The following is an 18524-nucleotide window of genomic DNA, read 5'->3' as shown; positions in this document are numbered from 1 at the left end:
CAAGTCTTAATTTAAATTATTTAACTTCAGTATCCGCAGTTCCTGTTGTCAGAAATTGCTGTGCACTATTCAAAGCAATTTCAACCATGTTTTTAACGGCCGTTTCAGTATAAAAAGCAATATGTGGCGTTAAAATAACATTTATCATGCTCAACAGTTCATTGAACAATGGATCCTCAATGCCTAAGCCGTCTAAATTGTGATTAAAAATTGGATTCTCAAATTCATAAGTATCCAATGCTGCCCCACCAACTTGACCCGATTTCAATGCTTCAATCAAATCTTCAGTATTAATCAGCGTTCCTCGAGCTGTATTCACAATCAAAACGCCTTGTTTCATTTTTGCAAAAGAGTCATGGTTAAGCATATGTTCATTCTCTTTTGTCGCTGGTGTATGCAGTGTAATAACGTCTGCTTGTTTAAATAATTCATCTAGCGTATCAACATAGACACCCGTCTTTTTTAATTCAGCATTAGGATAGACGTCATACGCAATTACTTTTGCACCAAAACCCTTATAAATAGCCATTGCAACTCGGCCAATACGACCAGTCCCAATCACACCAACTGTCAAACTTCTCAACTCTCTTGAAATATTAGGGGCCCAGCGATAATCCTGATTTTGACGCTTCAAATTGAATTCAGGCGTCCTTCTTAAAAGCTGCATCAATTGCGTCACGGAAAATTCAGCTATCGCGTTAGGCGAATAAGCTGGCACATTTGTCACCGTAATACCGTATTTTTTAGCAGCAACTAAATCAATATTATCAACGCCAACATTTCGAACAGAAAGAATCTTAATCCCCATTTTCTGCATTTCGGAAAATAAGTTTTCATCATAAGGAATTGTTTGTAAAGCAATAATACCGTCAAATCCGTTTGCTTGTTGAACCGTTTCAGTGGTCAATAACGCTTCAGTAATTTCGACCTCAACCTGATTATCAGCGGCCCATTGCTTACCAAATCCGACTTCATCTTTTCTCATACCAAATGCGATTAATTTCATCAGCTGAATCCTCCATTTTCTAAATCAGTTTATTTGAACGTCACTTCTTTATCTGAATGACCTGTCTCTATTAAATCTTTACTTGCATCTAGCGCACCAATTACCATATTTCTAACGGCAGGTTCCGTGTAAAACGCAGTATGTGGCGTTATCAAAACATTTTCACGTTGTAATAAGTTTTTAAAAGTTCCATTCACCTGCGACGTCGTTAACTTTTCATTGAAATAATCAGTTTCATTTTCAAGTGTATCTAAAGCAGCTCCCGCCACTTTTCCTGAATCCAATGCTCTTATCAAAGCATCCGTATCAATTAACGTTCCTCTAGCCATATTCAAAATATGCACACCGTTTTGCATTTTATTAAAGGCAGCATCATCTAACAAATGATAATTATCTTCAGTTGCTGGACTATGAATGGTGATAACCGTTGATTTTGCGTATAACTCATCTAAAGAATCAACATAAATCCCTTCTTCTTTTAAAGCAGGATTTTGATAAATATCATACCCAATTATTTTTGCACCAAAAGCTTTAAAAATTCGAATAGCCGTTTGTCCAATTCTTCCTGTCCCAATTACGCCAATTGTTTGCGTACGAATTTCCTTAGAAATATCAGGCTCCCAAGTAAAATCATTATTTTGCATTTTATGATTAAACTGTGGGGTCTTCCTAAATAATTCAAGTAATTTAGCAACAGAAAGTTCCGCGACTGCACTTGGTGAATATGATGGCACATTTGTCACGATTAAACCGTACTTGTTAACGGCATCCCCATCAACATTATCAACACCAATATTACGAATTGACAAGTAATTGATAGCTAAGTCATGTATTTTTTTAATCAACCCAGCTGTATAATCCTTTTGTTGATAAGCAACTATTGCATCGTAATTTGTCGCTAATTCGACCGTTTCTTCATCTAATAATTCAGATACAGTCTTTATTTTAATGTGATTATTCTTTTCCCATTCTTGAACATAAGGTAATTCATCGTCTCGAATGCCATAAGCAATAATTTTCATAATATTGTAACTCCTCTATATAAATTTATCTGTTAATTATATCATTTGAAATCTCTTTTTTATATTATTTCAGATTTCAACTGATTGTTCTCTTAAATAAGCGATTTTTTTACTTCTTGGTTGGTGTTTAAAGGCATATTCTTTCTTCAACGCTTCTGATTTTGTCGCAAAAACTTCTTGATAAATCATCTTTAAAGGACGTCTACTGGGTAGCTTAGTATACTTGGCTCCTTTGCCTGCATTATGAGTGGCAAGTCTTTTTTCAGGATCCGTAGTGAATCCTCCATATAATGTATTATCGGCACATAATAGAACATAGAAATAATAGTGTTTATCAACTACCATAGACAATCTCCCGAACAGTTTGCGTATAGTCATTATCATTATCATAAACAACAATTGGCGGCATAATTCTTATTCCAGCCGCATTTCCATCTTTAATAGCTTCAATTAAAACCATATTTGCTTCTTTATCCTCTTTCGGATGAACAAATTGAATTCTTTTAGGTGCTAATCGATGATTAACCATCTTACTCAAAATTTCAGGCAAGCGATCAGGACGATGAACAAAAAAAGTTTTTCCTTTCATTTTTAACAGGCCACTAGTAATCTCTAAAATTTTATCTAAATCAGTCGTAATCTCATGTCTTGCAATAGCCAAGTATGGGTTAGGATTCCGTGAAGATTCAGGGGTATTCGGAAAATAGGGCGGATTACAAAGGACGGTGTCAACGGAATCCTTTTTTAGATAATCAAACGTTTTAATTAAATCTAATTGCTTAACCTGTACCTGATTTTCCAGATGATTTAATTCAATACTTCGCTTAGCCATATCCGCCAATCGCTCTTGTAGTTCAATTTGATAGATTTGACCTTTTGTTTTTTGACTAATAAAGAGACCAACTGCACCATTTCCAGCGCATAAATCAACAATTCTAGCTGACTCTTTTCTTGAAACTTCCGCAAAATGAGCCAACAAAACAGCATCTAGTGAAAAAGAAAAAACATCTGGACTCTGAATAATTTGAATCTGATTTGAATACAATTGATCAATCCGTTCATTCTCATTGAGTGAGACCATTCATTGTCACCCCGCTTTCTATAAATTTGACTTAAACTTGCAACTTTGAATTTAATTAGTCATACTTAACATACTAAAGTTTAAATTTGAAAGGATTGTTGCGACATGTTCTATTCATTTGCACGATTTATTGTAAGAATTATTACCTTTTTAATCAACGGAAACGCTCATTATATTAATAAAGAAAATCTTCCCGAAGGATCATATATTTTAGTAGGTCCGCATCGGACTTGGTTTGACCCCATTTACTTTGCCTTAGCCGCTAGTCCTAAGAAATTTTCATTTATGGCAAAAAAAGAACTCTTTGTAAATCCAATTTTACGCTATATCTTAATTCATGCCAATGCTTTTCCCGTTGATCGCGAAAATCCTGGCCCATCAACCATTAAAATTCCTGTCAAATTTTTAAAAAAAGGCGAATTGTCCCTAATCATGTTCCCATCAGGAACCCGCCATTCTGAAGAATTAAAAGGTGGCTCACTCTTAATTGCTCGTATGGCAAAAGTCCCTTTAGTTCCCGCAGTTTATCAAGGTCCATTAACCTTTAAACAGCTTTTCAGTAGAAAAAGAATTACCGTTGCATTTGGCGATCCTATCTATCTAGATAAAAAAACAAAGTTAACTGATGAGGTTCAAGCGCAAATAGATACTCAATTAACAAGTTCATTTAAAAAACTAGATAACGATATTAATCCTGACTTTAAATACGTTGATCCTCATAAAAAATAAAAATACCGCTTGAAAATCATGATGATTTTCAAGCGGTATTTTTATTTTTTTGAAAGCTTATACCTAATCCTGTACTAGTTTAATTCAAGTTAATCTTCCGAACCATTCTGCAAATGATACATATCAAAATATTTACCTTGTAAGTCAATCAATTCGTCATGTGTTCCTCGTTCGACAATTTCACCTTTGTCTAAAACTAATATTTGATTGGCATCAACAATAGTCGATAATCTATGAGCAATAACCAATGTCGTTCTATTTTGTCTCATTTGTTTCAAGCCAGCTTGGATAAGTTGTTCTGTTTCAGTATCAATGTTTGCTGTAGCTTCATCCAAAATTAAAATTTTAGGATTAGTCACAATTGTTCTCGCAAATGAAATTAACTGTTTCTCACCAGCAGAATAAGTTGCGCCACGTTCAACAACTCTTGTTTGGTACTTCTGTGGTAATTTATCAATAAACTGATCAGCATGGACAAATTTAGCGGCCTTTTCAATCTGTTCATCAGTTACAGTTTCATTAAACATTCTAATATTAGACGCAACGTTTCCATAAAATAAGAATGAATCTTGCAATACCAGACCCATTTTCTTACGAAGTTCTTCAGATGAATATTTTTTAATATCCACATCATCAATTAAAATTTGACCTTCTTGGAAGTCATAAAATCTCATCAATACATTAATGGTTGAGCTTTTACCACTACCCGTATGGCCCACAAATGCCAATGTTTCACCAGGCTGAACTACAAATGAAATATTTTTTAAAACAGTATTTTCATCATCATATGAAAAAGTAACATTTTTAAATTCAATTTTACCATTCATAATGGTTGCACCTTCTTCAGGTGCTTGCTGTAGTTCCGTCGTTTGATCGTCTAAAACGCTAATGATTCGACTACCCGCAACAATACCATCTTGAAATGTTGTCAAATAATCCATCAAATTAGTCATAGGATTAAAGAAATTTTGTAAATACGTCAAAAATGCATACACCATTCCTGCCTCAACAAAATGATCCAGACTATTGATACCAAACAATCCCAACGTAATCACAACTGCCAATGCATAAAATAAACTAATAATTGGTGATAATAATAACGAATTAGTCCGAATCATTTCAAATCTTTTTTTCAAATAAAGGTCATTCGTGTCTTCAAATTCGCTTTCAATTCTTTTCTCTTGACGAAATTGCTGAATGACACTAATACCAACAATTGATTCGTTCAATTTTGTGTTCAATCGGCTCAAATATTCTCGCATTTGTCGATATACTTTTGAACTAAAACGCTGATAATACCAAGTTGTTATTAATAAAATAGGAATAAAAATCAATGTCACTAATGCAATTTGTGGTTTGGCAATGTACATTGCCACAAAAGCAGAAACAAGTGAAAACACCCCCACAATTAACGTCATGAATAACGTCCAAAAATCTGCTAAAGTCATTGTATCGTTAGTCACCCTAGAAACGACGGCTCCAGCCGGTGTTTGATCAAAATATCTCATACCTAATGTATGAATTTTCTTAAAAAGAATCACACGAATTTTTTCCAATGTTTTTTCTGCACCCATTGAGTACAAATACGTTTGAATAAACTGTGTGACTGCTTTTAAAATGACACCCATAAAATAAAGTCCCGCAAATAAAAACATGATATTTAGCGGTGTTGATTTTGATTGCAGATAATGATCCATATAATATTGTAAGAGTAATGGTAAAAGTATATTAATGCCACTCAAGATTGCAGCAAATAAAATAGCAATTAAAAAATCTGCTTTAAACTCTTTTGTATAGGGCAACAATCTTTTAATAACCGTTCTTTGTTCCTTACTACTCAATTCTTTTTGCCAACTTGACTTAGATTGTTCACTCATCAAAATCACCTCCATCTAGCTTACTTTCAAGTTGTTGTTTAGTTGTCATTTGATAATACCAACCTTTTGATGCCATTAAGCTAGCATGTTTACCTCGCTCAACTATTGTTCCACCATCAATGACTATAATTTCGTCTGCATCCATAACACTACTCATACGACTCGCAGAAATAATAGTTGTTTTATTTTGACGTTTACTTTTTAATCTATTCAAAATAACTGATTCCGTTCTAGCATCAACAGCAGAAAGTGCATCATCTAAAATTAACAATTCTGGATCAATAACTAACGCACGAGCAATAGCTAAACGTTGTTTTTGACCACCAGATAATGATATTCCTTGTTCACCAACCTCTGTTTCATATTTTTGAGGTAGTTCCATAATATCGCTAGCCAAATCCGCATCAAATGCAGCATTTTCAACTTTTTCTTTTGTTAAATCCATATTTGCAAATCGAATATTATCAAAAATAGACGTTGAAAATAAGAAACTTTCTTGCGGAACATACCCAATTGACTTGAGATATGTATCTAATGCGTATTCTTTAATATCTGAATCATTAACCGTAATAATACCATTATATGCATCAAATTTACGCAGTATTAATTTCATAATTGTTGACTTACCAGCACCAGTTTTACCAACAATCCCAAGCGTTTGCCCAGAACCAATATGAAAACTAACATCATGTAAACTTTCACGATCATCATCTGGATAATTAAAATGCTGAATACTGAAATCAAAAGGTCCTGCTGGTGATTTAGTTAACCCTTTTTTATTATCAATAATGCCGCTTTTTTGATTAAGTAAAATTTGTACACGATCATAACTAGCATTACCACGTTCGATAATATTAAATAGTCGCCCAATAGCAAACATTGGCCAAACAAGTAACGCGATATAACTGATAAATGAAATGAGTTGTCCAATTGAAATAACATTATTAGTTACATAATAACCACCCAAAATAATAGTAAAAACATATGATAACCCAATAATTAAACTTGTTATAGGATCAAATAGCGCATCTAAAAAGTTAACTCTTCTATTAATTTTGATTGTTTCTTGAACTTTTTCTTCAAAATCAGCAATATCTTCTTGTTCTTGTCCAAGTGTCTTAATAACTTTAATGCCACTAACACTCTCTTGCGTTTTGTTATTCAATGTTGAAAATGCCGCTTGTGAGGTAGAAAATGCCGTGTGGATTTTGGTACCTAAATATCTAGCCATAACTGCTAACAAAGGTAGTGGAATAATTGCCAAAATGGTTAATCGCCAATCAATTAAAAAAATCATCGCTATGATAGTCGTTCCACCTGTAATAATTGAATCAGCAAAGGTTAATATTCCAGCACCCGCAACTTGTTGAATAGCCGTTAAATCATTTGTGGCATGTGCCATTAAATCGCCAGTGCGATTCTGTTGAAAAAACGATTGATCCATTTGCATAAAATGTCTAAATAATCTGGTTCGTAAAATTTTTTCAAGGCGAGCAGCACTCCCCCAAATATTTCTTCGCCAAACAAACCTAAACAAGTATTGACCCACTGCAACAAAAATTAGAATGCCAATCCAAATAGCAAGTTTGCTTACTGTTAATTCTTTTTCGCTCATGCTATCAACAATATTTCCAATAATCTTAGGTGGCACAATTTGGAAAATTGCCACTAAAATCAAGAAAAATACTGCAATACTATATGATTTTTTTTCTTGTTTAAAAAACCATCCAAGTTTTCTAAAAATATTCATTCTGGTGCCCCCTTTTTGTGAAAAAAAAACAAGCAAAGAAAACCCTTGCCTGTTCATAAAATATTAACTTATTTTTTTTGTGAGCTATTTTTTGCTTGTGCGTTCATTGATGACATCATTTGATGTAATTTCTTTTCAGAAGGCTTTTGGCCCATTTGGACCATCATCATTCTTAACATATCTTCATTGATTGGTGGGTTCTTTTGTAAATATGTTTCCATATACTTACGAGCACCGAAAAATCCTCCGACAAGTCCAACTGCTAACGCAATAACGGCGATTAAAATCGTCATTCCTATTGACATAATTCAAGACCCCTTTCAATTCACTTCAATCATTAATTCTACACAATCTTGACATAAAAGAAAAGGTAATTCTACCTAAAGTGTGAACTATTTTACTAATCGTCTCGTAAGCCTTTGTCACGTTGCACTTTTTTTACTTTATCTGGGGTTACTTCTTTACCTGATTTATCATAAACCTGCATCATTTCAACCCGGCTTCTAAAACCCTCTCTAAATAATGCCAGATAGGTTTCACGTAATTCTTTTCTTTCAACTTCTTCAGATTTTGTTAATCCTTCAGCAGTTTTACTTTTTGCAGCTAATTCATTTATTCTTGGTGTTAAATCTTCTGGACTCATTTACTATCACTCCTTAAAATTTCACTCATAAGCATACCCGATAATATCATAAAAAACAATCATTTGAATTAACCGAACGTTTGTTTGCAACAGATACTTTCATATGCTACTATTAAAGTAATAAATAATGATGATGAGGTGTACGAAATGACAAAAGCATCTGACAGCAAGCAACTTGCGGTCTTGCGCTTTATTCATGAACGAGTGGATACAAAAGGCTATCCGCCAACTGTTAGAGAAATTGGTGAAGCTGTTTCTTTATCTTCAACTTCCACGGTTCATGGACACATTGCTCGACTTGAAAAAAAAGGATTACTAACTAAAGACCCTACTAAACCTAGAGCCATCGAACTTACACCACTTGGTTTAGATGCAATTGGTGTTAATAGTCATGAAAATTTAATTCCAATGGTAGGTACTGTTACCGCTGGTGTTCCTATCTTAGCAGTTGAACAAGTGACTGATTATTTCCCCTTACCACCTGACTTTAATTCTTCAGATGACCTATTCATGCTAACAATTCGTGGAGAAAGTATGATTAATATTGGTATTCTAAACGGCGATCAGGTCATCGTCAGAAAACAGTCAAATGCTGAAAATGGCGAAATTGTTATCGCTATGAATGAATTCGATGAAGCGACCTGTAAAAGATTCTTCAAAGAAGACAATTATTTCCGACTCCAACCTGAAAATGATACGATGGCACCTATTATCTTAGATAAGGTCTCTATTTTAGGTAAAGTAATTGGACTCTATCGTCATTTTTAATAATGGCTTACAAGGCAATCAACTGCTACTCAACTTTGAGTGGTAATTGATTGCCTTATTTATTTTGTATTCAATTCATCAGCCATAAAAAGCACCCCCAAGTTAGTCTCAACTTAGGGGTTAAATCGGTTAATATTTTTATTGTATTCGGTATTGTCTCTGCATATTGCTACTACCAATTAAAATAAATTTAGCTGGATCATTAGCATAATCTAAATCAATATCCGCACCATCATTTTTTAATTGACTTTGATAGGTCTTTTCGTACAACGCAACAGATACTTTAACTCGTGATTCCAAATTTGTTTGAGGCAAGTGACTTTTAAAATTAGCAGCCAATTTACCAGAAAAAAATTCACCAACCGCGCCAGAACCATAACTATAAAATCCAATTCTATCACCGATTTCTAAATCATCACTATTTTCAAGTAAAGAAATAAAGCTTAAATATAATGATCCAGTATATAAATTTCCAACCTGATTGTTATATTTTTTAGCCGCTTCAAATTCATGTGTTAATTCAGTTTTTTTAATTTCACTTGCTTCTGGAAGCACCTCTCTTAATCCTTTAATGCCAAGTTTTGTATATGGCAAGTGATAAAGTATTGCTTTAAAATCATTTACTGTTAATCCAGTTTTATTTTTATATTCATTCCATGTTTGATTAAAAAAATCCAAATAAACATTCTGTGACGCTTTGCCATCTACAAGTGCTTCACTATGATTTAAAGGACGCCAAAAATCCATAACATTTTCCGTTACGAACCCACTGTCTGCATCTAATGTTAATAGCGCTGGATCCGCCGTAATCATCATTGCAACGGCACCGCCACCTTGTGTAGGCTCTCCAGAAGTCTTTAACCCATATCTTGCAATATCCGCACCAATAACTAGTACTTGACTATCTGGATGAAGAGCCACATGTCCTTTTGCCAATTGAATCGCAGCCGTTGCACCATAACAAGCTTGTTTAATTTCAACTGCCCTTACATGATTTAATCCTAATAAACCAGAAACATAGGCTGCTGTCGATTTAGAATTATCAACACCAGATTCTGTTGCAAAAATAACAAAATCAATTTTCTCTCTGTTTTCATCATCTATCAATAAATCTGCAGCATTCGCACCCATCGTTACAACATCTTGAGTTGGTGGAATAACCGCCATTTTCGACTGACCAATCCCAATTAAATACTTATTAGGATCCACATCCCTAGCCTCAGCCAATTCAGCCATGTCAACATACTTATCCGATGTAAAAAAATTAATGCGATCAATTCCAATTTTCATTACTCAGCCAACTTCCATTTATAATCTTGCCATTATTGTACTTGATGTCCTATTTAATGGCAAGATTTGACAATTTTTCATAAGAAAAAAATAACATCATTTCATTATTAACATCTTAATTGATATGTTAATTTTTCTATGTCCTAAACAGAATGTGTTGTATTTTAATGTGCTAATACTTCTAAGACGATATGTAATACACAATACTTTTAGTCCTAAATACAAAAAGTAATTGCAATCACGCTATGCATTACCTATTATTAATAATATACAAAAGAGCGTATAAATACTTCAAACAGGTGTAATTTCGGCTGCTTGCATTCAATTAACGTGCAATAGACTGATTCACATTAAAAGCTGACTAAAGAGAATAATATAATGAAATTAAAAATTAATACAATTGCAGGTATTTCTAATATTTTCGGTGCTATTTTAATGGCAAGTTCTTGGCCTATCATGCTCTCAATTCTTGTGGACGAGTTTAAAAATAATGATAGCAGTTTAAGTTTTCTAGTCATTATTACATTTTTTATCATCTGTATCTTTATATCCATTAGTCTTGCTTTAAATATTATTGGTCTTATTCAATCAGTCAAAAATAATATTTCAATTATTGGTCACATTCTTGGAATAATCGGGTATGTTATGTTCGGTTTTTCTTTAAGCTTACTCGTTTTACCAGCATTAGTATTAGTAATACTTTCAGCCATTTTTGCTTTTAATCAACGGGTAATATAGATATTGATAACCTCAAAAAAACTTTGGGATTACTTGAAGATAATTTAGCAATGCAAGATTTTGGAATATACGAACCACATTATGACTTTGCAACTGCTCTAGGTTACAAAGAAAAGTTAACTGAACTCAGGCGCGAACAGAAGATGATGATCAAAGATAAACGAGCCGTATCGGTAATTGGACTGTAGATAATAGTAAAGCTAAAGGTAGAAAAATGAATAACAAAACGATTTTACGAGGATTTAACAACGAATGTGAATCAGCAATTAATAAAGTTACATACTCCAACCTAGAACGTATTGAAAAACGAATTGAAACATCATTTGACCAACATAATAAAATGTATGAAGTAACTAGTACCCGTCTCTTATCTGACTACTTCGACCTTAAAATACAAGAATTATATTTAGCATATGAGTATTCTCAAAAGAAATAACAAGAAAAAGAAGATTTACGAGAACAAAGAGAAAAAGAACGTGAAGAAAAAGCACTAAAAAAGGAAATAGAAAATAAACAGAAGGCATTGAATAAAGAAATTAAACATTATAAAAACGTAATTACTGAACTTCAAGAAAAATTACTAACTGCTGATGAATCTGAAAAAAATAGCCTTAAACTTCAACTCTCTGAATTACAGCAGCAAATTGATACACATGAAAAGGACAAAGAAGCACTGGATTATAGGCTACAAAATACAACAGCGGGATATGTATATATTATTTCAAACATTGGCTCATTTGGGAAAGATATTGTTAAGATTGGTGTTACGCGTCGCTTAGAACCACTTGATAGAATAGCAGAACCATCATCTGCATCAGTTCCTTATAAATTTGATATTCATGCCCTTATTTTTAGTTATGATGCTTATCAATTAGAATCTGATTTACATCATAAATTTAGTAATCAAAGAATTAATAAAGTTAATAGTAGAAAAGAATTTTTTAACATTCCTATTGAAGATATCAAAGCGGCATTAACAAATTATAAAGATTTAACAGTAGATTTTGAAGAAGTTCCTGTCGCAGAAGAGTATAGGGAATCGTTAGCTATTTCAGCTATAAAATAATCTTTAAAAAATTAATAACAAGTTAAAAAAATTAAAATTTATCATATTTCTAGGTGGAGGAATTATATTATGAAAAAAATTATTAGTTTATTAGGTATTTTAGGTGTTTCAATCTTACTACTTTCTGCCTGTGGAAATAAGACAAAACCAGATTATACTACAAATAAAGCTGAATCCACACTAAATAATGGCACTGATATCAATGGTAAAACTGTTGAATTTAAAGTGTCAGAGGCAGTTCCAAATAGCGCTGCTGGTTATAATCTACAAACTGGTAAGCACCTCAATTTTGTTAGTGACTCAAATCCAAAAGTTAAAAAAGGAGATACCGTAACAGTTAAGGTTAAAGATGCCAAATCTGCCTTTGGCTCTTGGATGATTACTTATACAGATTTGTCTAAAAAATAATCTTAAAACGAGTGCATTGATACATCAGCTCACTTTGCAACATAACTAAAACTTTGGAGGAGCTATTATGACATTATCAGATATATTTAAATTAACTGAGTTTAAAAACAAAATTAACGAACTTGAAAAAGAAAATGCCCTATTAAAGGTACAAACGAATATCAAACTTTCTATAAAAGAACAATCTAACTTTGATTTAGATCAACAGCTGCATATATTAAATACTCAAATTATTAATAAACAAAAAGAACTTCTTATTTCAGAACAAAATATTTTAGAAAGCAATGATAGATTTGAATCAGCTGAAATTAAGTATAATGATTTAATAGAAAAGAACAAAAAACTAGAAGATACCTCTACTAGACTGAACACTGTTAATAATATGGCTAAAATGAAAAATGCCGAAAGTTATGTCAAAGAAGCAAAAGAGAAAAAACACGCAGCGAACTCCCCTCATTGCCCTAAATGTAAATCTACTAATATTCAAATATTAGATAATAAGAAGAAAGCTTTTTCTGTTGGCAAAGCTGTTGGCGGGGCTGTATTGACCGGTGGCATTGGAACAATTGCTGGATTTGCGGGTAAACGTGGTAAAAAATATCACGCCATCTGCCTAAACTGCAGAAAATCATTCGATATAAAATTATAAAAACATTTTTATTAATTGTCCTACTCAGGGCTTTTATTTTACATCTAAAAAGAACGTACGTTTCATTTATAAGAAGTGAGTGATTTGTTTGAATATAAAAAATCCTGCAATTAAAGAATATACATCTAAAAAAGAAATCACAAAATATATGTTTCAAATTTATATCAGTATTAATCCTAAAACTTCAAAGAAGTCGACAACAACCCGACGCGGCTTTAAGACACCTGCCCTAGCTAACGCAGAATACAGGAAAATTGAAGCCAGCGTTAGAAATGATTCTTTTGTATTTTCAACTGTTGCTTCATCTCCCTCACAATTAACATTTAACGATGTCTATTTGAGATGGTTTACAGAATCGTACAGAAATACAGTTCAATCTAGTACTATTTATAAAACGAAACAGATGTTTGACGTTCATATATTGCAAGTTATTGGTGACATGAAGATTAGCGTCATTACATCAGACGTTCTCCAGCCTATTGTTAACGATTGGTCATCTAAATACACGAAACTAAATATATTGAGTCGTTATGCCAAACGAGTTTTTGATTTTGCTTTTACTCTAAAATTAATTAACGAAAATCCTTTTGATCACATTATGTTTCCAAAACGACAAGTGACCAACCTCGCTAAGGATCAATCTAATAATTTTTTAGTAGTCTTGAATTAGAAAAATTCACTCGTTACCTTCTTAACAATTCTAATAAAGATAATACAGGAAGCATCGATTTCACCCATGCTACATTCTTACTAGTATTAGCGTATATAGGCAAGCGCAAAGGTGAACTTCTTGCGCTTGAATGGAACGATATTAATTTCGACGATAGCACGATTGATATTAAACGGACATTAGCGATGGTTGAGGGAGGAAAATTAGCTGTACAACCTCCTAAATGGCTTTCTCAGAATAATCGATTTAAATACTTTAATAGTCGGACCTACTCAAGTCCTATCGTGAATACTCTTCAGAATCTGCACTCGTCTTTCCAAATAATAAAAACACTTGGCGTAATTTAAGTAAACCAAATACATGGATCAAGTCTATTATTAATCAAGGTATTTCAGATTTTAATGCTACCTACATTCAAACAAATGATGATTATTACAAAACCTTTGTGCATCAAATCACGCCCCACGGTTTGCGTCATACACATGCAACATGGCTATTTGAAAAAGACAGTACAATCACACCTAAATCAGTTCAAGAACGACTAGGCCACAAAAATATCAGTGTAACCCTAGATATATATACCCATGTTACTTCAAATCAAAAAGAGAAACTCAAGTCCGCTTTAGACGTTGATTTTTAGTATTATAAACTGACTAACCTTTAAGCCTAAAATTGACTAACCTCAAAAAAACTGACTGTCCTTTTTGACTTACCTTTGATAGCAAACATAGGAATGTATATGACATCAAAAAGAGCAAAAAAATAGCCGAACTACTGATTTAACAGTAATTCGGCAAACATGAGAAAACATGATATTTTAATTAAGGAGAGTACAGGATTTGAACCTGCGCGCGCCATTACAGCGTTCGCCGGATTTCGAGTCCGGTGCATTACCACTCTGCCAACTCTCCAAAACAACTTTGTTTAGTATATCAACTTTTTAATATAATTGCAAAACACATTTAATTATTATCAATGCTTATCAAGTTAGCAAGGAATATCCATGTATAACTTGCACCGAATAACAAACTCAATAAATGTATATACAAAATAATAGTTGGGTATGATTGCACATTTTGAATGGTATTAATAGGATCTCCAAAGAAATCACTTAAGCCATAGTATGAAAGTGCCACCAAATGATCACCGATATGGGTACTTGGTAATTTTGCAATAAACTCAGTAACTTTCGTTTCACCGCCCAGAACACCTATTAAAGAGGTCCCAACAAGCAACCCTTCGTAAAAAATATTTAAAGCAAATTCGGCAATAACTTGAACAGTATGTGCAAAATTATTTTGCACAATATATGAAAGTAACTTCAATAAATAAAATGAACTAAATGTAATAATAATAATACCTAATGCAAATGTAAAAATAACCGTCTCTTCAGTCAGTGGTGTAATTAGATTCATATAATTAATTAAATAAAAAATAAAAGTAGTAATAAGTAATAATAAATAGGACTCAATTTGCCAAATTTTTGTTTGCTTAGGAAATAATTTTAAATAAGAAAAAAAACTATAACAAAATAACAATGAAGCGGCACTAAAGGTCATTAATCTTAAAATTATCAACTCCGGCCAGAACATTAATCCAAGTATTGTACACATTAAAAAACTTAGCGCATAAAAATAAGATTTTTGCTCTTTTTCTTGAACAACCAAAAATGATAAAAAAGAGCGTTGGAATCTATTTTGACTCGGAATCTTTGCAGTAGTAAATATATATTTCAAAAAATTAGTTGGACCCTTTTCCCAAGCAGTCAAACCAATCATAACCATCCAAATAATTAAAATGATTAAATAAAATGTTTGTGCAATCATATCAAATACCCCTTAGTATATAAATATATATTTCAAATTTTAGTCATCTGATTTAATTTAGTCACAAGAGAATATATAAAAAGAGTATTTCATAATTGAAACACTCTTTTATCAAATTACTAATCTAATAGTTCATCAGACTAAATATATCGTAATCTTTTATTTTTTGACGACCTTTTAAATCATCTAATTCAATAAAGAAAGCAGTTCCTACAACAATACCACCTAATTTTTCAACTAACTCAATTGTTGCTGCTATCGTACCTCCAGTTGCTAATAAATCATCAGTAACCAATACTCTTTGACCCGGTTTTACGGCATCTTTATGCATATAAAGTGCAGATTCTCCATACTCCAAAGCATACTTAGCTTCAACCGTTTCACGAGGTAACTTGCCTTTTTTTCTAGCTGGAGCAAATCCAATACCCAAATCATAGGCAACTGGACATCCAACAATAAAGCCCCTAGCTTCAGGTCCAACAATCATCTCAACATTTTTACTCTTAGCATAGTCAACAATTTTATTTGTTGCTTCACGGTATGCCGCACCATCAGCCATTAAAGGTGAAATATCACGAAAAACAACACCTTTTTCTGGGTAATCTGGAATTGCAGCAATATACTTCGTTAAATCTAATACCATCTAATAAACGCTCCTTTAATCTTCTACATTCATTTGAGCAAGTATCCACTTTTTCAGATCATTTTCTTTCGAGTAGACTAGCTGTTCTTCAGCTAACATTCGCTCATTTCTTAGCTGATATGCAGAAGTATTCTTAATATCCATTTTATTCGTTACTTTTTGTCCAGTCATTAAACCATCTTTTATTTTAACAAATTCTAACTCTAAAAACACCTTAATCATGAATATTAATAAAGTTTTCTTTATTTTTAAAAAATTAGATAAAACAATTAGTTGATTATTAATATCGACATTTTTATGACTCATCGCGAATTTATAAAGACTCGCATACTGTTCTCTAGAGGGCATACCGTCTAAATAGGCACTATCTGTCTTTAAAAATACCATAATTATTTTCTGAATATTCGAAAAATGTAATATTGCAGACATCTTCTCCAAAGAAATTGGGCAATCCACAAATATAACTGTTTTTTGATTATCAAAATCTTCTGCACTGTGAATTTGATCAGCTTGTTTAAAAATCTGTTTATTTGATGCAAACCGTTCTAATCGTTTATAATTTTTTGAATTCCAAAAAATAAATAGTCCTTCATTTTGAAACAGGTTCTCGCTTATATGATCAGTTCGTTCATCAATAATTGTTAACCCGTCAGATTTAATATCCTGAACCATCAATTGTAAACTAGTTTTATTCAGCCAAACATTTTCTTCAATTTCACCAATAACTTTAATTTTATCTGAAGCATTCTGGATATCATTTACATATTTCCCATTTGAAAATGAAATTCCGGAAATTTGTTCCTTTTCACCAGCAATTTCAAATTTCAAATGAGCGCCTGTTTTTCCAATTGCTTTAACCTTTTGTATTGATTTATAGTTAATTTCAAAAACAGGCTTTTCATTGCCCATACCAAATGGTTTTAGTTTTTCAATATTCTTATAGAAATCTGCCGTCAACCAATCCACGTCTAAAACGCTCGTAATCACTTTATCTGGTTTAACATTCAGTTGAATATTTTGAATGTCTGCCTCATTTTCTAATACCAAACTAAATTGTTCTAAATTTTCAATAGGTATCGTTAGTCCAACTGCCATATGATGCCCACCAAAATGTGATGTTAATTCTTTATGTTTATTAATTGCATTAAACAAATGAAACATTTGGATACTTCGACCGGAACCTTTTAATTGTCCCTTACTAGTATCTTGATTCAAAACAATGGTTGGCTTTCCCGTAGCTTCAACAACACGGCTCGCAACAATACCTAAGACACCTTCATGCCAATTTTCTCCTGAAATAACTAACGTTTTTTTATATTGGTTAACATCAGTTTCTGCTTGTTGTAAGGCCAACTCCGAAATATCAGCGACAATTTTTTGACGACGAACATTTTCGGACTGAACAAAAGTTGCTAATTCTTTTGCTCGCTCATCATCTAAGGTTGTTAGTAGTTCCACACCAATGTTTGCATCACCCAATCGACCAATTGCGTTCAAACGTGGGGCAATACCAAAGCCAATATCCTTTTCATCCACCGTTTCTTGTTTTAGACTAGCAACCTCCATTAAGGAAATTAACCCTGGCCGTAGTGTTTGCTGTAACACCTTCAAACCGAAACTTGCAATTGCTCGATTTTCATCTGTCAACGATACTAAATCTGCTATTGTTCCAATCGCAACTAAATCTAATAACTCTTCAGAAAGTTCACCTGTTAACGCACTCGCAACTTTAAATGCCACACCAGCACCTGACAAATCACCAAATGGATAATGACCTTCAGGATGTCTAGGATGAATAATAGCGTAAGCATTAGGCAAAACTTCTGGTAATTCATGATGATCAGTCACAATAACATCAACACCTTGTGATTGAGCAAATTCGATTGCCTGATTTCCAGAAACACCATTATCAACAGTAATAATCAAAGCTGTCCCATTATTAATAATTTTTTTATACGCATCAATATTAGGACCATATCCGTCTATGAACCGATTAGGGATATACGTTTCCACGTCCGCACCCATATCACTAAGTACCTCAAACATTATTGATGTACTAGTTAACCCATCAGCATCATAATCACCATAGACCGTAATTTTTTGATTTTCAACTATCGCTTGTTGGATGCGCTCAATTCCTTTATCCATATCATGCATAAGCATTGGGTCATGTATATTTTCTGCACCTGCACTTAAAAAATCAGCAATAGCTTTCTCAGATGTAAATCCACGACTCCACAATAATGAAATCAATGAGCGATCTAATTGGATATTTTCAAATACGTCATTAGGAATGGTCTTGTCCCCTAAATCCAATAATTTCCAATTATACTTTGATTCAATCATATTAAACCTCAA

Annotated in this window: 21 protein-coding genes, 1 tRNA gene and 1 pseudogene; 10 read left to right on the top strand and 13 right to left on the bottom strand. The window is 32.9% G+C overall.

Annotated features, from left to right (window positions below):
- Window positions 1–16: 16 nt before the first annotated feature.
- From ACVQ8P_RS00585 to ACVQ8P_RS00570, 4 genes are all read right to left on the bottom strand, one after another.
- On the bottom strand, window positions 17–1006 hold the full coding sequence (locus ACVQ8P_RS00585) for a D-2-hydroxyacid dehydrogenase (protein ID WP_462296906.1): 990 nt from the start codon (window positions 1004–1006) through the stop codon (window positions 17–19).
- Between the two features lie 29 nt (window positions 1007–1035).
- Window positions 1036–2028, bottom strand: a complete 993-nt coding sequence (locus tag ACVQ8P_RS00580; protein WP_462296905.1) for a D-2-hydroxyacid dehydrogenase — start codon at window positions 2026–2028, stop codon at window positions 1036–1038.
- 69 nt (window positions 2029–2097) lie between these two features.
- Window positions 2098–2373, bottom strand: a complete 276-nt coding sequence (locus ACVQ8P_RS00575) for a GIY-YIG nuclease family protein (protein ID WP_462296904.1) — start codon at window positions 2371–2373, stop codon at window positions 2098–2100.
- Window positions 2363–3109 carry a tRNA1(Val) (adenine(37)-N6)-methyltransferase gene (locus ACVQ8P_RS00570; RefSeq protein WP_462296903.1) on the bottom strand — a complete coding sequence of 249 codons (747 nt, stop codon included), beginning with the start codon at window positions 3107–3109 and terminating at the stop codon, window positions 2363–2365. The genes ACVQ8P_RS00575 and ACVQ8P_RS00570 overlap by 11 nt, the downstream gene beginning before the upstream one ends.
- 105 nt (window positions 3110–3214) lie before the next feature.
- On the opposite strand from ACVQ8P_RS00570, the gene ACVQ8P_RS00565 reads away from it, so the two are divergent.
- On the top strand, window positions 3215–3838 hold the full coding sequence (locus tag ACVQ8P_RS00565; RefSeq protein ID WP_462296902.1) for a lysophospholipid acyltransferase family protein: 624 nt from the start codon (window positions 3215–3217) through the stop codon (window positions 3836–3838).
- An 89-nt stretch (window positions 3839–3927) separates the two neighbouring features.
- On the opposite strand, the gene ACVQ8P_RS00560 is transcribed toward ACVQ8P_RS00565, so the two are convergent.
- From ACVQ8P_RS00560 to ACVQ8P_RS00545, 4 genes are all read right to left on the bottom strand, one after another.
- A complete protein-coding gene (locus ACVQ8P_RS00560; RefSeq protein WP_462296901.1) occupies window positions 3928–5715 on the bottom strand; it encodes an ABC transporter ATP-binding protein in 1788 nt (595 codons plus the stop codon).
- Window positions 5708–7465, bottom strand: coding sequence for an ABC transporter ATP-binding protein (locus ACVQ8P_RS00555; protein ID WP_462296900.1), 1758 nt, complete (start codon window positions 7463–7465; stop codon window positions 5708–5710). The genes ACVQ8P_RS00560 and ACVQ8P_RS00555 overlap by 8 nt, the downstream gene beginning before the upstream one ends.
- A gap of 68 nt (window positions 7466–7533) precedes the next feature.
- The gene (locus ACVQ8P_RS00550) at window positions 7534–7770 is read right to left on the bottom strand and encodes a YneF family protein (protein WP_462296899.1); all 237 of its coding nucleotides are present in this window, start codon (window positions 7768–7770) and stop codon (window positions 7534–7536) included.
- Between the two features lie 95 nt (window positions 7771–7865).
- Window positions 7866–8108 (bottom strand): DUF896 domain-containing protein, encoded by a 243-nt coding sequence (locus tag ACVQ8P_RS00545; protein ID WP_462296898.1) that lies wholly within the window; start codon window positions 8106–8108, stop codon window positions 7866–7868.
- Window positions 8109–8255: 147 nt separating this feature from the next.
- Between ACVQ8P_RS00545 and lexA the strand changes: the two genes are divergently transcribed.
- Window positions 8256–8876 carry a transcriptional repressor LexA gene (gene lexA / locus ACVQ8P_RS00540; protein ID WP_462296897.1) on the top strand — a complete coding sequence of 207 codons (621 nt, stop codon included), beginning with the start codon at window positions 8256–8258 and terminating at the stop codon, window positions 8874–8876.
- Window positions 8877–9014: 138 nt separating this feature from the next.
- Here the strand turns inward: lexA and ACVQ8P_RS00535 are convergent, their stop codons facing one another.
- Window positions 9015–10166 (bottom strand): hydroxymethylglutaryl-CoA synthase, encoded by a 1152-nt coding sequence (locus ACVQ8P_RS00535; RefSeq protein ID WP_462296896.1) that lies wholly within the window; start codon window positions 10164–10166, stop codon window positions 9015–9017.
- A 378-nt stretch (window positions 10167–10544) separates the two neighbouring features.
- Between ACVQ8P_RS00535 and ACVQ8P_RS00530 the strand changes: the two genes are divergently transcribed.
- From ACVQ8P_RS00530 to ACVQ8P_RS00495, 8 genes and pseudogenes are all read left to right on the top strand, one after another.
- Window positions 10545–10904: a transporter gene (locus ACVQ8P_RS00530; protein WP_462296895.1), complete on the top strand. Its 360-nt coding sequence runs from the start codon at window positions 10545–10547 to the stop codon at window positions 10902–10904.
- A 23-nt stretch (window positions 10905–10927) separates the two neighbouring features.
- Window positions 10928–11092, top strand: coding sequence for a hypothetical protein (locus ACVQ8P_RS00525; protein ID WP_462296894.1), 165 nt, complete (start codon window positions 10928–10930; stop codon window positions 11090–11092).
- 26 nt (window positions 11093–11118) lie between these two features.
- Window positions 11119–11340: a DUF4041 domain-containing protein gene (locus ACVQ8P_RS00520; protein ID WP_462296893.1), complete on the top strand. Its 222-nt coding sequence runs from the start codon at window positions 11119–11121 to the stop codon at window positions 11338–11340.
- 87 nt (window positions 11341–11427) lie between these two features.
- On the top strand, window positions 11428–11970 hold the full coding sequence (locus ACVQ8P_RS00515) for a GIY-YIG nuclease family protein (protein ID WP_462296892.1): 543 nt from the start codon (window positions 11428–11430) through the stop codon (window positions 11968–11970).
- A 69-nt stretch (window positions 11971–12039) separates the two neighbouring features.
- A complete protein-coding gene (locus tag ACVQ8P_RS00510) occupies window positions 12040–12378 on the top strand; it encodes a hypothetical protein (RefSeq protein WP_462296891.1) in 339 nt (112 codons plus the stop codon).
- A gap of 67 nt (window positions 12379–12445) precedes the next feature.
- On the top strand, window positions 12446–13027 hold the full coding sequence (locus ACVQ8P_RS00505) for a hypothetical protein (RefSeq protein ID WP_462296890.1): 582 nt from the start codon (window positions 12446–12448) through the stop codon (window positions 13025–13027).
- Window positions 13028–13115: 88 nt separating this feature from the next.
- On the top strand, window positions 13116–13697 hold the full coding sequence (locus ACVQ8P_RS00500; RefSeq protein ID WP_462296889.1) for a tyrosine-type recombinase/integrase: 582 nt from the start codon (window positions 13116–13118) through the stop codon (window positions 13695–13697).
- A 304-nt stretch (window positions 13698–14001) separates the two neighbouring features.
- Window positions 14002–14337 (top strand): annotated as a pseudogene (locus ACVQ8P_RS00495) (tyrosine-type recombinase/integrase); the annotation flags it as partial.
- Window positions 14338–14521: 184 nt separating this feature from the next.
- On the opposite strand, the gene ACVQ8P_RS00490 reads toward ACVQ8P_RS00495, so the two are convergent.
- From ACVQ8P_RS00490 to recJ, 4 genes are all read right to left on the bottom strand, one after another.
- A tRNA-Ser gene (locus ACVQ8P_RS00490) sits at window positions 14522–14608 on the bottom strand.
- Window positions 14609–14659: 51 nt separating this feature from the next.
- Complete coding sequence (locus ACVQ8P_RS00485; protein WP_462296888.1) at window positions 14660–15523, bottom strand: hypothetical protein; 864 nt, start codon at window positions 15521–15523, stop codon at window positions 14660–14662.
- A 124-nt stretch (window positions 15524–15647) separates the two neighbouring features.
- Entirely contained in the window at window positions 15648–16166 is a 519-nt protein-coding gene (locus ACVQ8P_RS00480; protein ID WP_462296887.1) for an adenine phosphoribosyltransferase, read from the bottom strand.
- A 15-nt stretch (window positions 16167–16181) separates the two neighbouring features.
- Window positions 16182–18512, bottom strand: a complete 2331-nt coding sequence (gene recJ, locus ACVQ8P_RS00475) for a single-stranded-DNA-specific exonuclease RecJ (RefSeq protein ID WP_462296886.1) — start codon at window positions 18510–18512, stop codon at window positions 16182–16184.
- Window positions 18513–18524: the final 12 nt, after the last annotated feature.

The sequence above is a fragment of the Dellaglioa sp. BT-FLS60 genome, from assembly GCF_054941065.1.
Note: the sequence above shows the minus strand (reverse complement) of the source record. Positions and strands in the feature narration are given on the sequence as shown.